This window comes from Nonomuraea sp. NPDC049607 (genome assembly GCF_040675375.1).
Lineage (GTDB): Bacteria > Actinomycetota > Actinomycetes > Streptosporangiales > Streptosporangiaceae > Nonomuraea.
In genome coordinates, this window is the sequence record NZ_JBFAOV010000006.1 from 80,706 (window position 1) to 94,529 (window position 13,824).

Annotated in this window: 15 protein-coding genes; 6 read left to right on the forward strand and 9 right to left on the reverse strand. The window is 73.4% G+C overall.

The genetic code is table 11. The features are described from left to right. Positions 1-44 precede the first annotated feature (44 nt). The 7 genes from AB0J97_RS14170 to AB0J97_RS14200 all read right to left on the reverse strand — a co-directional run bounded on the left by AB0J97_RS14170 (position 45) and on the right by AB0J97_RS14200 (position 6,499). Positions 45-1,049 (reverse strand): M24 family metallopeptidase, encoded by a 1,005-nt coding sequence (locus AB0J97_RS14170; RefSeq protein ID WP_364088198.1) that lies wholly within the window; start codon positions 1,047-1,049, stop codon positions 45-47. After that, complete coding sequence (locus AB0J97_RS14175) at positions 1,046-1,948, reverse strand: ABC transporter ATP-binding protein (RefSeq protein WP_364088200.1); 903 nt, start codon at positions 1,946-1,948, stop codon at positions 1,046-1,048. Before AB0J97_RS14175 ends, AB0J97_RS14170 begins: the two co-directional genes overlap by 4 nt. Then, the gene (locus AB0J97_RS14180; protein WP_357704654.1) at positions 1,948-2,730 is read right to left on the reverse strand and encodes an ABC transporter ATP-binding protein; all 783 of its coding nucleotides are present in this window, start codon (positions 2,728-2,730) and stop codon (positions 1,948-1,950) included. The genes AB0J97_RS14175 and AB0J97_RS14180 overlap by 1 nt, the downstream gene beginning before the upstream one ends. After that, on the reverse strand, positions 2,727-3,587 hold the full coding sequence (locus AB0J97_RS14185; RefSeq protein WP_352328927.1) for an ABC transporter permease: 861 nt from the start codon (positions 3,585-3,587) through the stop codon (positions 2,727-2,729). Before AB0J97_RS14185 ends, AB0J97_RS14180 begins: the two co-directional genes overlap by 4 nt. Further along, positions 3,584-4,714: an ABC transporter permease gene (locus tag AB0J97_RS14190; protein WP_364088207.1), complete on the reverse strand. Its 1,131-nt coding sequence runs from the start codon at positions 4,712-4,714 to the stop codon at positions 3,584-3,586. The genes AB0J97_RS14185 and AB0J97_RS14190 overlap by 4 nt, the downstream gene beginning before the upstream one ends. 12 nt (positions 4,715-4,726) lie before the next feature. After that, complete coding sequence (locus AB0J97_RS14195; protein WP_364088209.1) at positions 4,727-6,307, reverse strand: ABC transporter substrate-binding protein; 1,581 nt, start codon at positions 6,305-6,307, stop codon at positions 4,727-4,729. 63 nt (positions 6,308-6,370) lie between these two features. After that, positions 6,371-6,499 carry a hypothetical protein gene (locus AB0J97_RS14200; protein WP_357704660.1) on the reverse strand — a complete coding sequence of 43 codons (129 nt, stop codon included), beginning with the start codon at positions 6,497-6,499 and terminating at the stop codon, positions 6,371-6,373. On the opposite strand from AB0J97_RS14200, the gene AB0J97_RS14205 reads away from it, so the two are divergent. Beyond that, positions 6,500-7,051: an Lrp/AsnC family transcriptional regulator gene (locus AB0J97_RS14205; RefSeq protein WP_357704662.1), complete on the forward strand. Its 552-nt coding sequence runs from the start codon at positions 6,500-6,502 to the stop codon at positions 7,049-7,051. A gap of 23 nt (positions 7,052-7,074) precedes the next feature. Here the strand turns inward: AB0J97_RS14205 and AB0J97_RS14210 are convergent, their stop codons facing one another. Then, entirely contained in the window at positions 7,075-7,416 is a 342-nt protein-coding gene (locus AB0J97_RS14210; protein WP_364088211.1) for a hypothetical protein, read from the reverse strand. Between the two features lie 257 nt (positions 7,417-7,673). Between AB0J97_RS14210 and AB0J97_RS14215 the strand changes: the two genes are divergently transcribed. The 4 genes from AB0J97_RS14215 to AB0J97_RS14230 are packed head-to-tail and all read left to right on the forward strand — an operon-like array spanning position 7,674 to position 11,138. Further along, on the forward strand, positions 7,674-8,441 hold the full coding sequence (locus AB0J97_RS14215) for a hypothetical protein (protein ID WP_357704666.1): 768 nt from the start codon (positions 7,674-7,676) through the stop codon (positions 8,439-8,441). A 2-nt stretch (positions 8,442-8,443) separates the two neighbouring features. After that, complete coding sequence (locus tag AB0J97_RS14220; protein ID WP_364088216.1) at positions 8,444-9,175, forward strand: hypothetical protein; 732 nt, start codon at positions 8,444-8,446, stop codon at positions 9,173-9,175. 44 nt (positions 9,176-9,219) lie between these two features. Continuing rightward, entirely contained in the window at positions 9,220-10,014 is a 795-nt protein-coding gene (locus tag AB0J97_RS14225) for an aminoglycoside phosphotransferase family protein (RefSeq protein ID WP_364088218.1), read from the forward strand. Positions 10,015-10,073: 59 nt separating this feature from the next. Next, entirely contained in the window at positions 10,074-11,138 is a 1,065-nt protein-coding gene (locus AB0J97_RS14230) for an FAD-dependent oxidoreductase (RefSeq protein WP_364088220.1), read from the forward strand. An 84-nt stretch (positions 11,139-11,222) separates the two neighbouring features. Here the strand turns inward: AB0J97_RS14230 and AB0J97_RS14235 are convergent, their stop codons facing one another. Then, on the reverse strand, positions 11,223-11,861 hold the full coding sequence (locus AB0J97_RS14235) for a GNAT family N-acetyltransferase (RefSeq protein WP_364088222.1): 639 nt from the start codon (positions 11,859-11,861) through the stop codon (positions 11,223-11,225). Between the two features lie 136 nt (positions 11,862-11,997). Here AB0J97_RS14235 and AB0J97_RS14240 point away from each other — a divergent pair, with 136 nt between their 5' ends. After that, a complete protein-coding gene (locus AB0J97_RS14240) occupies positions 11,998-13,728 on the forward strand; it encodes a protein kinase (protein ID WP_364088224.1) in 1,731 nt (576 codons plus the stop codon). The last annotated feature ends 96 nt before the right edge of the window (positions 13,729-13,824 follow it).

A 13,824-nucleotide genomic window follows, 5' to 3' on the forward strand; every position in this document is an offset into this window, starting at 1 on the left:
ACGCCCCCCGGTGATCGTCGTCACCCAGCGTATGCGGGGCCGCCTCAGCGGTCGAGGACGTGCAGGGTGTGCGGGCTCGTGCCCAGCGCCACCGGCTCGGCGGCCGTGCAGGCCACCACGTCGGCCACCCGGGCGCCGAACAGGTCGGGCACGTAGATGGCCGGTTCCAGGCAGAACGTCATCGCCGGGGCGAACACCGCCTCCTCGCCCGCCCGCGGCCCCTCGTCGTGCCCCAGGCCCACCCCGCGGCCCACGTGCAGGGAGGCGAAGCGGCCGTACCCGCTGGCGTCGATGACCTCGTTCACCGTCCTGGCCAGCTCCGCGAACGGGACCGACGGCCGCAGCGCCGACAGGGCCGCGCGGTGGGCGGCCAGCACCACCGAGTACATCGCCTCGTAGTCCTCCGGCGGCTCGGCCACCGCGAACACCCGGCCGACCTCGGCGCAGTAGCCGTCCCAGCGCCCGCACAGCGACACCAGCAGCGCGTCACCCGGATTGATCACCCGCCCGCCCGGGACGTGCGCGGGCCGCGCGGTGTGCTCGCCCGCCGACACGCGCAGCGAGATCACCTCCTCGCAGCCCGACTCCAGCGCCAGCAGCCGCAGCCGGCGCGCCATCGCCCGCTCGGTCGCGCCGAACCAGGCCAGCTCGCCCGCCTGTGCGAGCACCGACTCCGCCGCCGCGACCGCCCGGCCGAGCGCCGCCAGTTCGGCGGGGTCCTTGCGCAGCCGCAGCGGCGCCAGCACCGCGGAGGCGGGCACCAGCTCGGCGGCGATCGCCAGCCGGAACAGCTCGCCCGCCCGCATCTCCGGGTCCACCCCCACCCGGCGCGCGGAGGCGGGCACCAGCCCCGCCGGATCGCGGGTCTCGACGACCGCGTCGGCCGTCACCACGAGGAACACGCCCTCCCCGGCGCCGCCGTCCGGCCAGGCGCGGGAGGCGCTGAGGAACCGGAAGTCCGGCGACGGCCGCAGCACCAGCACGTCGATGCCCTCCGCGGCCATCGCCCGCCGCACGGCCGCCACCCGCGCGGCGTGGCCCCGGCTCACGCCGGCTCGTGCAGCCAGCAGGCGACCGGACCGAAGTCCGGCTCCTTCTCGCGGCACACCTCCATCACCAGCGGGCAACGCGGGTTGAACCGGCAGCCGCCCGGTGGGTTCGCCGGGTCCGGCACGTCCCCGGCCAGCTCGGCGGGCAGCACGCCCATCCCGTCCGGCTTGGGGATGGCCCCCAGCAACGCCCTGGTGTACGGGTGCTTCGGGTCGTCCCACACCTCGGCCGTCCCGCCCACCTCGACGATCTTGCCGAGGTACATGACGGCGATCCGGTCGGCGATCAGCCGCACCACCGACAGGTCGTGGCTGATGAACAGCAGCCCGGCCCCCGAGTCCACCGCGAGGTCGCGCATCAGCCGGGCCACCTGCGCCTGCGCGGAGGCGTCCAGCGCCGAGATCGGCTCGTCGCCGATGAGCAGCCGCGGCCGGGCCGCCAGCGCCCTGGCGATCGCGATGCGCTGCCGCTGGCCGCCGGAGAACTCGTGCGGATGCCGCCCCGCGAAGGCGCGCGGCAGGCCCACCCGTTCCAGCAGGTCGGCCGGGTCGGTGGCGGTGTCGTTCGCGGTGCGCAGGCCGTCGGCGATCTGGTCGCCCACCCGGCGCCGCGGGTTCAGCGACGCGTACGGGTCCTGGAACACCATCTGGATGCCGGTCAGCTTCCTGCGCCGCAGGCCGAGCGGCGTGACCTGCTGCCCCTCGAACGCGATCGACCCGTGCGTGACCGGGTTCAGCCCGCAGACCGCCCGCGCCAGGGTGGACTTGCCGCACCCCGACTCGCCGACCAGGCCCACGACCTCGCCCGCCCGTACGGACAGGCTCGCCCCGGCCACCGCCCGCACCACCGGACGCCCGGGGGAGCGGTGCTCGACGACCAGGTCCTTGATGTCCAGCATCAGCCCTCCACGTCCGAAGCAGAATCAGGAAGCGAGTCCAGCAGCGCGCGCGTGTAGGGGTGCTCGGGGTCGCGCAGCACCCGCCCGCGCGGCCCGGTCTCCACGACCAGGCCGTCCTTCATCACGCTCACCTCGTCCGCGACCGCCGACATCACGCCCAGGTCGTGCGTGACCAGCAGCACGGCCAGGCCCAGCTCGTCGCAGAGCCCACGCAGCAGCCGCAGCACGCCCGCCTGCACGGTCACGTCCAGCGCCGTCGTCGGCTCGTCGGCGATCAGCACCTTCGGCGAGCAGGCCAGCGCGACGGCGATCGCGATGCGCTGCCGCATGCCGCCGGAGAACTGGTGCGGGAAACGCCCGTACGCCTCCTCGGCGCCCGGGATGCGCACCTTGCCCAGCAGCTCGACCGCCCGCGCCTTCGCCTCGGCCTTGCCCAGGCCGAGGTGGTGCCGCATGTGCTCGGTGAGCTGCCGGCCGATCGTGAGCATCGGGTGCAGGCTGGTCGCCGGGTCCTGGAACACCATGGCGACCTCGCCGCCGCGCACCTGGTTGAGCTCCTTGGGCGGCAGCGTGAGCAGGTCCCGCTCGCCGAGCCCGATCCGGCCCGAGACCCGCGCGCCGTGCGGCAGCAGCCCCAGGACGGCCAGGCCCGTCATCGTCTTGCCCGACCCGCTCTCGCCGGCCAGGCCGTGCACGCGCCCGGCGGCCAGCTTCAGGTCGACGCCGCGCAGGATCTCCTTGCCGCCGATCGACACCTTCAGGTCGGTGATGTCCAGCGTCACAACGCACGCTCCTTGATCGCGCGGGCCGTCCGCGGGTCGAGCGCGTCCCGCAGCGTGTCGCCGAGGAAGTTGAACGCCAGCACCACGGTCAGGATCGCCAGGCCCGGGAACGTCGCCACCCACCAGCTGTCGAACACCTCGACGCCGGAGGCCACCATCGCGCCCCACTCGGGCGAGGGCGGCTTGGCCCCCAGGCCCAGGAACGACAGGCCGGACAGCAGCAGCAGCGCCGTGCCGATGTCGAGCGTGGCCAGCACCAGGATCGGGCCGGTCACGTTCGGCAGCACGTCCACCCGCAGCGAACGCCACACCGAGAAGCCCAGCAGCCGCCCGCTCAGCACGAACTCCCGCTCGCGCACGCCCAGCACCAGCCCGCGGGTGACGCGGGCGTAGGCGGGCCAGGCCACCACCAGCACGGCCAGCACCGCGTTGCCCAGGCTCGCGCCCAGCGCCGCGGCCACCACCATGGCCAGGATCACGGTCGGGAACGCGAACACCAGGTCCGCGATCCGCATGATCGTCTCGCCGACCCACTTGCCGAAGTACCCGGCGCACGCCCCCAGCAGGCCGCCGACCAGCACCGACAGCACGACCAGCAGCAACGTCAGCGGGATCGACACCCGCGCGCCGTACATGACGCGGCTCAGGATGTCGCGCCCGAGCTGGTCGGTGCCGAACCAGTGGCCGGGGCCCGGAGGCGCCAGCCGCGGCAGGTCCTGGGCCAGCGGGTCGTGCGGCGCCAGCCACGGCGCGGCCAGCGCGATCACCAGCCAGGCCACGGCCAGGACGGCGCCCGCGACGGCCAGCGGCTGCCGCCACGCCTCGGGCAGCCTGCCCAGCAGCCCCTTGCCTCTCATTGCAGCCTCACTCGGGGATCGATGACGCCGTACAGCACGTCCACGATCAGGTTGATGACCAGGTAGACCACGCCCACGACCAGGCCGACGCCCATCACGGCGGGCAGGTCGAGGCTGGTGGCGCTCTTGTAGGCGTACTGGCCGACACCGGGCCAGGCGAAGATCGCCTCGACCAGGACGGTGCCCGACAGCAGGCTGCCGAAGGCCAGACCGGCCACGGTGATGATCGGCACCAGCGCCGAACGCAGCACGTACCGGAACAGGATCACCCGGCCCGGCAGCCCCTTGGCGCGGGCCGCGCGGACGTAGTCCTGACCCAGCACCTCCAGCACCGCCGAACGGGTGAAGCGGGTCAGCAGGCCGATCGTGTACAGCGCCAGCACCAGCGCCGGCGTGATCAGATGGCCGACGGCCGAGGTGAAGATGTCCCACCGGCCCGCCAGCAGCGCGTCGATCGTCTGCAGCCCGGTCACCGCCGGCGCCGAGCCGAGCGCCGCGTCCACGCGCCCGCTGCCCGGCGTGATCTGCAGCCGGAAGAAGAACACGTAGAACGCCACCAGCGCCAGCCAGAACGTCGGCACCGAGATGCCGATCAGGCTGACCAGCCGCAGCACGTGGTCGGACAGCCGGTCCCGGCGCAGCGCGGCGATCACGCCGAAGGCCACGCCCAGCACCAGCGAGATCAGGATCGCCGCGCCCGCCAGCTCCAGCGTCGCCGGGACGAACTCGGCCAGGTCCTGGCTGACCGGACGGTGGCTCTGCTGGCTGGTGCCCAGATCGCCCTGGACCAGGCCCTGCAGATAGATCGCGTACTGCTGCCACAGCGGCTTGTCCAGGCCGTGCTCGGACCGCCACTGCGCCACGATGGCCGGGTCGCCCAGCGCCCGCTGGCCCAGGTTGGCGGCCACGGGGTCGCCGGGCACCAGGTTGGTCAGCAGGAACGTGACGAGCGTGATGCCCCAGGCCAGCAGCACGGCGATGAGGATGCGCCGGACGAGGAAGCGCGCCAGCGGAGGCACTCCCCGCCGCCGCGGCGCCGCCGTGGCGGTCGTCCCTGCCGGAGAGCCGCCCGGGGAGCCGGCGCCGGGGCGCGGCGGCGAGCCCGCCGCGCCCTGGTTGTCGGACACCTGCCGGTCTCCTTACTTCGCGCCGAGGTCGGCGACGTCCACGGTCCAGACCGGGTGGTACTCCAGGCCCGTCACGGACGCGGCCGACACGATGTTCTGGCTCGGCTGGATCAGCGGCACGAACGGACCGGAGGCGTTGAGCTTGGTCTGCAGGTCGGCGTAGGCCGTCTTGCGCGGCTCGTCGCCGATCGCGGTCGCGGCCTTGTCAGCGGCGGCCTCGATCTCCTTGGCCGCGCCTTCCTTCCAGCCGGCCCGCAGGCCCACGGTCTTGCCCGGCGCGAACGCCAGGTAGTCGCTCGGGTCCGGGTAGTCGGGGCCCCAGTACCACAGGCCCATTTCCTCCTTGCCGTTGCGGTAGTTGTCCAGCGCGGTCGTCACCGGCGCGGGCTGGAGGTCCACCGTGATGCCGACCTCCTTGAGGTTGGCCTGGATGCGCTCGGCCAGCGGCTGGAACGACAGGCCGTTGACGGTCAGCTCGCTCGGGAACTCCAGCTTGACGGTCGGGTTCGACACGCCGCTGGCCGCCAGGGCCGCCTTGGCGCCCTCGACGTCCCGCTTGGGGGCCTGCTCCGGCGGCAGCGCGCCGAGCAGCTGCGACGGGATGATGCCCGGCGCCTGCGTCGAGCCCTCGCCGGCCAGCTCCAGCAGGCCCGCGTAGTCCACGCCCTTGCGGACGGCCTCGACGAACTTGGCGTTCGGCGTGGTCTTGCTGACGCCCGAGTCCTGGTTGGCCAGCAGGAAGATGACGTTCGCCGAGGCGGTCTTCTTGACCTGCAGGGTGGAGGGCATGTTGGTGACCTGGTCACCGGACAGGTTCAGCGCCACCTGGCTGTCGCCGCGCTGCACGTTCAGCTTCTGCGTGGCGGCCTCGACGTTGCGGATGACGACCTTGTCGTAGGCCGGCTTGGTGCCGTAGTACTTCGGGTTCGCCTTGAGCGTGACCTGGCTGCTCACGTTGAACGCCTCGATCGTGTACGGCCCGGAACCCGCCGAGGACGAGTTCAGGTACTGCTCGGCCTTGTCCTGGGCGTCGGCCGTCGCGCCGTGCTCCTTGGCGACCTTGCTGTTGAGGATGCCCAGCGCCGGGTTCGGCAGGATGTAGGGCAGCGCCGGGTTCGGCGCCTTCGACGTCAGCGTGATCGTCGAGTCGTCGGTCTTGGCCACCTCGACGCCGTCCAGCAGGAACGACGGGGTGCCCTTCATGTCGCGCACGCGGTTGAGCGAGAACACCACGTCGTCGGCGGTGATCGGCGAGCCGTCGGCGAAGGTGGGGCCCTTCTTGAGCTTGAGCGTCAGCGTCTTGCCGTCCTCGCTCAGCTCGTAGGACTCGGCCAGCGCCGGCACCGGCTTGGTCACGTCGGCGCCGTCGAAGGTCAGCAGCGTCTCGTAGACGGCCTTGCCGACGATGAGCCCGGTCGGCTCGTAGGTGCGGCCGGGGTCGGCCGTCTTGAGGTCGAACGACGTGTCGATGACGAGCGTCTTCCCACCGCCACCGGAGGCCGCCGGGGTCTGCGAGGTGCCGCCGCTTCCGCAGGCGGCAAGGGCGAGCGCACCGGCGAGCAGCACTGCCGCCGTCTGCGAGCGGGTCGCCATGGGGTCCTCCAAATTGGACGTTCGGGAGAAGGATGTCGAGGATTGTCCGGCAGAACGTCCAGGTCATGTGCGGTCCGTGAGACGGATATAAATGGTCGAGGTGTAATGATGAGTGATATTTCCAGAAATGGTGCCAGCGGCAGCGGTCAGCCTGGACGGATCGGCATCGGTCTCGAACTGGACGACGTCCACATGAAGATCCTTGAGGTCCTGCGCGAGAACGGCAGGATCTCGGTCGCCGCGCTGGCCGAACGGGTGGGCATCTCCCGCGCGAACGCCTACACGCGTTTCGAGGCGCTGCGCGCCGACGGCGCGATCAAGCGCTTCACCGCGGAGATCGACCACGTGCGGGCCGGGCTCGGCATCACCGCGCTGATCTTCGTGACCGTGCGCCAGCAGATGTGGAAGCAGTTCAGGGCCGAACTGGCCCGGATGCCCGAGGTCGAGTACTGCGCGATCACCACCGGCCAGCACGACGCCATGATCCAGGTACGGGTCTCCGACGTGGCCGCCGTGCACAGCATGGTGACCGACCGCCTGGCCAACATCCCGGCGGTCAAGGCCACCGAGACCGTGTTCATCCTGGACGAAGTGCTCAGACGGCCGTACGTGCTGCCGTCCGACCGGGACGCCTCCCGTCCCGTCCGGCGGACGCCGCAGGAGACGCAGGGCGACGTTCCGCTCGGCAAGATGCGGTTCGTCGGAGCCGCCGAGGGGCGCGCCGCCCTGCGCAAGGACGGCTGAGCCCCGCCCGCCCTCAGGAGGCGTCAGGAGGACGCGACCTCGGCGCACACGCTGACGTGCAGCGTGTCGTCGCCGTCGAACCGGAACTCCTCCACCAGACGCAGCAGCCCGTCCTCGCCCTGCTCGACGCGGCTGCTGCTCTGGCCGCCGGCCTTGCCGCCGGCCTTGAGCGCGTGCGCGTAGGAGATGGAGACGTCGGCGCCGTCGCGCGTCCCGACGAAGCGGCCGTGGGTCACGGTGTCGCCCGTGTAGCTGCCCCACACCACGCCGTCGGCCTCCCAGTACAGGAACTCCGTCGGGCTGTCGGGGTCCACCGCGCTCGCCGTCGAGCTCACCATCACGAATTTACGGCCGTTGAGATTCACGCCGTCCATAGTCACCGTTTTCCCGGATCATCACCGACCGGCTGGACGTTTGGTCAGAACGGCCGGTCATGATCAACGATCCGTCCAGCGCCGGCCCTGCCCGGGACCGCCGTGCGAGCAGGTTCTCGACCTCCGGCGGCGTACGGCGGCGGCCCCGAGCGCCCGCCCGCGACTTTACCTGCCGGTAGCTGACGCCAGCGTTGCATAGTGTGATAGTCATGTAACACTGTGTATTCGAGAAGGTTTGGGAGATCTTCATGCTGGCGTACACGCTCTCGATCGTGGCGGCCGTGGGCGTGGTGGCGCTCACCGCGCTGGTGTTCCGGCTCACGAAGAAGGGCAGCGATGACGCCGAGCCCGACGGGGTCTCGGCCGGTCATGCGGGGTCCATGTTGTCGGCGCTGTTCCTGCTGGTGTTCGCGATCGCGATCATCGTGCCCTGGACCACCGCCGACGCCGCCCGCCAGAACGCCCAGGCCGAGGGCCAGGCCGCGATCGACGCCTACTGGGCCGCGGCCGACCTGCCCGGCACGGCCCCCCAGACGGTCCGCACCGCGCTGCGCGACTACGTCACCTTCGTGGTCAGGGACGAGTGGCCGCTGATGGCCGAGGGCCGGATGGACCCGGTCGGCGCCGCCAGACTCGACGCCATGCGCAGCCGGGTCAGCGCCGTCGTCACCAAGACCGACGACGACAAGGACGCCCGCGACGCCGTGCTCGAACGCGTCGCCGCGATCGCCGCCGCCCGGTCCCAGCGCTCCATGGACGCCGCCGCCACCCCGCCCCAAGGGCTGCTGTTCCTGACCGTGCTCACCGGCCTGCTGGTCATCGTCTTCCCCTACCTGGCCGGCGCCCGGCCGCGTGGCCTGGCGGTGCTGCCGCTGCTGGCGATGGCCGCGATGCTCGGCTTCGGCACCTACCTGACCTGGGACATCGCCCACGCCTTCGCCGGGCCGCTGGCGGTCGGGCCGCAGGCGTTCCAGGGCGCGCTGCAGGAGTTCTCCCGCATCGCCGGGGGAATGTGACCGTGGGCGCCAGGCGCGCGCCGCTGCTGCTGGCCGCCGCTCTGCTCGCCGCCGGCGCGGCCGGCCCGGCGGCAGCCGACCTGCAACCCCCGGCCCCCGGCACCGTGCACGCACGTCCGCCGCACGTCCCGGAGCCGGGGATCACGATCCACGGGTCGCCGGTGAGCGACGAGCGTCCCGAGCCGGTGGTGTCGGTGCCGGGCGTGGCGATCTGGGACGATCCGCAACCGGTCGTGTCGGTGCCGGGCGTGCGCATCGGCGACGGCCCGAGGCCACGGGGGGCGGCGTCGACGCGGTCCGGCGGGCCTGCGCCGACGACCGGCGTCTCCGTGCCGCACGTGTCGATCGGCCCCGACTCGGTGTGCGTGTACGGGCCGGGCGGCGGTGTGGAGGTGGGCGACTGCCATGTGCGCCCGTCCCCGCCGCCGCCGCCGTCCCCGAAGCCGCCCCCGCCGCCGTCCCCTTCGCCGCCGCCTCGGTCGTCGCGGCCGGTGCCGTCTTCCACGCCGCGGCCGGTGCCTCGGCACACCCCTCGGCCGGTACGCATGGTGCCGGTGCCCTCCCCGAAGGTGACGCCGACGCCCACGCCGACCCCGAGGGTCGCGGCGCGCAGGCGGATCGCGCAGATCCAGGCTGTGCCGCGGCGCAAGAACCCGCTCGGCACGGTCCTGATCATGGTGGTCCTCGTCACGGCGATCGCCTCCACGACCGCGGTCGCGTTCAGGGTGCGCTGACCGGTCGCGCCGGGCGTCGTCGCCGGGGTGCGAGACTGGCGGGCGTGAGCGAGCGCGACGAGGAGTTGCTGACCGGCGGCGGCGTCAACCTGGTGGTGCGGGTGGGCGCCACCGTGCGCCGCCCGACCGGTCCCTGGACACCGGCCGTGCACGCGCTGCTCGGCCACCTGGCCGCCCGCGGCTTCACGGGCGCGCCGGCCGGGCACGGGATCGACGTCCAGGGCCGGGAGGTGGTCGACTTCGTCCCGGGCGAGGTGCCCAATGATCCGTTGCCGGGCTACGCCCGGTCCGACGCGGCACTCGGCGCCGTCGCCCGGCTGCTGCGCGGCTACCACGACGCCACCGAGGACTTCCCGCTCGACGGCGCGGCCACCTGGTACTTCCCGCCGCGCGAACCCGCCGAGGTGATCTGCCACGGTGACGTCGCGCCGTACAACTGCGTGTTCCGCGACGGGCGGCCGGTGGCCCTGATCGACTTCGACACCGCCCATCCGGGGCCGCGCCTGTGGGACGTGGCCTACGCCGCCTACCGCTTCGTCCCGCTGGGCGACCCGCGGCACGAAGGGGCCGGTCCGGTGGCTGAGCAGGCGCGCCGGCTGCGGCTGTTCGCCGACGCCTACGGCCTGGCCGAGGGCGACCGTCCGGCGCTGCCCGCCGTCGCCGCCGAACGGCTGGACCACCTCGTCCGGCACATGCGCGAACGGGCGGCGGCGGGCGACCTGGCCTTCGCCGCGCACCTCGCCCGCGGCGACGACGTCCTGTACGGCGTGGACCGCGAGCACGTCCTGCGCCACCGCGCCCTGTTCGCCGAAGCGCTCACGGAGCCGCGTCCCCGGTAGGCACCGGCTCCCGGGCCGGGGCGGGAAGAGGGGGGCGTCGCGCGGGGTTGCAGTCGATCGTGGAGACGACCGAGGTTGTGGTGATCGGCGCCGGGCAGGCGGGTCTGTCCAGCGCGTACTTCCTGCGGCGGTTCGGGATCGAGACGCTGGTGCTCGACGCGGCGCAGGGGCCCGGGGGAGCGTGGCGGCACCGGTCGCCGTCGCTGACCATGGGCAAGGTGCACGGCGTCTTCGACCTGCCCGGCGCGCCGGGCGGCCTGGAGGCGGCCGGTGACCGGCCCGCGGCGGAGGTCGTCCCGGAGTACTACGGCGACTACGAGCGGCGGGTGGGGCTGGAGGTCCTGCGGCCGGTCAAGGTGACGGCCGTACGCGAGGGTGAGGGCGGGCGGCTGGTCGTGGCGGCGGACGCGGGGGAGTGGGCGGCCGGGGCCGTGGTCAACGCGACCGGCACCTGGACCCGGCCGTACTGGCCGTACTACCCGGGGGCCGCGGGCTTCCTGGGTGAGCAGCTGCACTACGCGGGCTATCGCGGGCCGGAGGCGTTCGCGGGCCGGCGGGTGGTCGTGGTCGGGGGCGGGGCCTCGGCGATGCACGTGTTGTCGGAGGTGGCCGACGTCGCGGCGCAGACCGTCTGGGTCACCCGCCGCCCGCCGGTCTTCAGGGACGGCGACTTCGGCGAGGACGCCCGCCGGGAGGCCGTCGCCCTGGTGGAGGCGCGGGTACGGGCCGGGTTGCCGCCGCAGAGCGTGGTCGGCGTCACCGGGCTCGGCTACAGCGTCGTCGTGCGGCAGGCGCTGGCCAAGGGGGCGCTGGAGCGGCTGCCGATGTTCGGCCGCCTCACCCCGTACGGCGTGGAGTGGGCGGACGGGCGGCGACAGGCGGCGGACGTCGTCGTGTGGGCCACCGGCTTCCGGTCGGCGCTCGACCACCTCGCGCCGCTGCGCCTGCGGGAGCCGGGCGGCGGCGTCAAGGTGGACGGGACGCGGGTCGTCAGGGAGCCGCGGCTGCAACTCGTCGGCTACGGGCCGTCGGCCAGCACGGTCGGCGCCAACCGCGCCGGCCGCACCGCCGCCCGCAACATTCGCGCGCTGCTGGCCTCCCGCCCCGCCCTCCCGGCGGCCTGAACCTCGCTCCCTCAGGCGCGGGGATCGGTTGGGGGCTGGTCATCGGATGCGTCGGCCCCACCCTCGCTCCCTCTGGCGCGGGGATCAGTTCTCGGCGACGCCGAAGGCGGTCCAGCCGAGGTCGGGGAAGCCCGCCGCCTTGGCGACGGAGGCCGAGGCGGTGTTGCCGACCCCGTGCATGTACGTCGGCACCGCACCCTCGTCCAGCACCCGCCGCGCCGCCTGCGCCACCAGCCGTCTGGCCAGGCCGCGCCCCCGGGCCTCGGGAGCGGTGACCACCGACAGTTCCCGTCCGAAGCGGTCGTGCCGCTTGATGCCCACCCCGGCCAGGTGCTCACCGGTCTCGGCGTCCACGGCCACCAGCACCTCGCCGCCGAACACGCGCAGCCATCCGGGGACGGTGTCGTCCGTCGCGGGGATCCACTGCCCGGCGTCGGGCAGGGGAGCGGGCTCGGTGGTCCACCGGAAGACGGCGTCGAACCAGCCGCGATCCCCATATCCGATCAGCGCGGGGATCTCCCGGAGCGTGCGTACGGCGCTCACCCGGGCGACGTGCTCGGGCGGCACCGACAACACCGCCCCCTCCGGGGTGCCGACGCCGAGGGCAGGGTGCACGCGGCCGTCCCAGGCGGGCAGCGTACGCAGCGGCGAGCCTGTGACGTCGAGGTTTCCCGTGGGGGGCCAGGCCCCGAGCCATTCGCGCAGATGATCGGTAAGAGCCACGGATCTACTATAGGAAGTAGGAAAAATACCGATTGAGATAGGGGTCTGGTTACTCCCGCGAAGGGGCTCGACACGGCGTGTTACATTCGGCTAGCGTCCTGACATAAGGATCTATATCCGGTCAGGAGGGCCCGACATGGCTGTTCCCGGTTACACGGAGATCCGGGAACTCGGTCACGGAGGGACCGGCCGCGTCATGCTCGCCGTCCGCGACTCCGACGGCTTACCGGTCGCGATCAAGCACCTGTCCGAGAACCTGCGCGAGGACGGCGAGTTCGCCGCCCGCTTCCGCGCCGAGGCCCGGGTCATCGGCGAGATCGACAGCCCCCACACCGCCCGCCTGCTGGACTATGTCGAGGCCGGGGGCGCGTCCGCCATCGTGATGGAGCTGGTCGACGGCGTCACGCTGCGCCGCCTGATCGCCGGGGAGGGCGGCACCGGCGTGGAGGCCGCGCTCACCGTGCTGAAGGGGGCGCTGCTCGGCCTGGCCGAGGCGCACCGGCGCGGGGTGGTGCACCGCGACTTCAAGCCCGAGAACGTCATCGTCACCACGAACGGCGACAGCAAGCTGGTCGACTTCGGCGTGGCGGCCCGCTTCGGCGAGACCGGCGCCCTGGCCGGCACCCCCGCCTACATGGCCCCCGAGCAGTGGGACGACGCCCCGGCCGGCCCGGCCACCGACGTGTACGCCGCCACCCTGGTCTGCTACGAATGCCTCACCGGCCGCCGCCCGTTCACCGCCGCGAACCTGGCCGCCCTGGCCTTCCAGCACCAGCACATGCCGCCCCCGCTGGAGAAGGTGGACGGACGGCTGCGCGGGCTGATCGAGCACGGCCTGGCCAAGGACCCCGCCGACCGGCCGGCCTCGGCCGAGGCGTTCCTGGCCGAGCTGGAGGAGGTGGCGCACGGGACGTACGGTGCGGGGTGGGAGCTGCGCGGGCGGTCGGGGCTGGCCGTGCTGGCGATGCCGTTCGCCGCGCTGCTCCCGTCGGCCGGGACCGGCGCGGGCGGCATCTTGGAAGGCGGCGTGGACAGCGGTGCGGCGAGTGGGGCCTCTACGGCCACCGGCGTGGTGCGCAGCTCGCTGGGGGCGCCGGCCAAGTCGGCGGTGACCGGCGGGCTGGTGCTGGCGACGGCGGCGGCGGTAGCGTCGACGTTCGTGATCTGGAGCGGGTCGCCCTCGCCCTCGACCGACAGCGGCACCGCGCTGCCCCCCGTGTCCACGGGGACCGCCTCGATGACGGCGTCCGTCTCGCCGGAGCCGGTGACCCCGGTTACGCCCGTGCCCAGCGGGTCCGGGACGGTCTCGCCGCCGGTGATCGTCACCGTCGGGCCCAGCGGGCAGCCGACCGGGCCGCCCGTCACGGCGGGGCCCGCGTCGTCCGCGCCGGCTTCGTCCGCGCCTGCTACGCCTCCCGCCTCGGCGACCGCCGGCGACCGGCCGCCGGGTCCGACCGGCAGGCCGACCGGCAGGCGGACGGAGACCGGGTCGCCGCCCACGCGCTCGGCGCCGCCGTCCACCCGGCCGCCCGCCACTCGTCCGCCCGCCGGTGACCCGCCCTCGACCCGGCCGCCGTCCACCGGCGGCCCCGCCACGAGCGCCCCCGCGCCCAGTCCGCCCGCCACGAGCGCGCCCGCTCCCGAGCCGCCTCCCGCCAAGACCCACAGGCCGCTCCTGTCGGTCTCGGTCGGGTTGTCGCTCGGCGGCTCCCTGCTCGGCGGTGGAGGCGGGCTGCTGGACGCCGACCTCGACGTCGGGCTCGGTTCCAGCCTGCTCGGCATGCTCGTGGTGCCCGGATCGGCGCTGGTCGGAGGGCGTATGGCGGTCAGACGCATACGAAAAGCCCGTAGTCAGGAAAAGTCATAAGTTGCGGGGAAGGATGCTTGATCCCCTACTATCAGCGTCGGATAGAGGGCGTCCCGGAGTCTGATTAGCTCCTGACCGGAACTGCCCTGCGGCTCA

Coding starts and splice junctions, on each gene's coding strand:
- AB0J97_RS14175 (WP_364088200.1), bottom strand. CDS start 1,948: ATGCTGGACATCAAGGACCTGGTCGTCGAGCACCGCTCCCCCGGGCGT.
- AB0J97_RS14185 (WP_352328927.1), bottom strand. CDS start 3,587: ATGAGAGGCAAGGGGCTGCTGGGCAGGCTGCCCGAGGCGTGGCGGCAG.
- AB0J97_RS14195 (WP_364088209.1), bottom strand. CDS start 6,307: ATGGCGACCCGCTCGCAGACGGCGGCAGTGCTGCTCGCCGGTGCGCTC.
- AB0J97_RS14205 (WP_357704662.1), top strand. CDS start 6,500: ATGAAGATCCTTGAGGTCCTGCGCGAGAACGGCAGGATCTCGGTCGCC.
- AB0J97_RS14215 (WP_357704666.1), top strand. CDS start 7,674: ATGCTGGCGTACACGCTCTCGATCGTGGCGGCCGTGGGCGTGGTGGCG.
- AB0J97_RS14240 (WP_364088224.1), top strand. CDS start 11,998: ATGGCTGTTCCCGGTTACACGGAGATCCGGGAACTCGGTCACGGAGGG.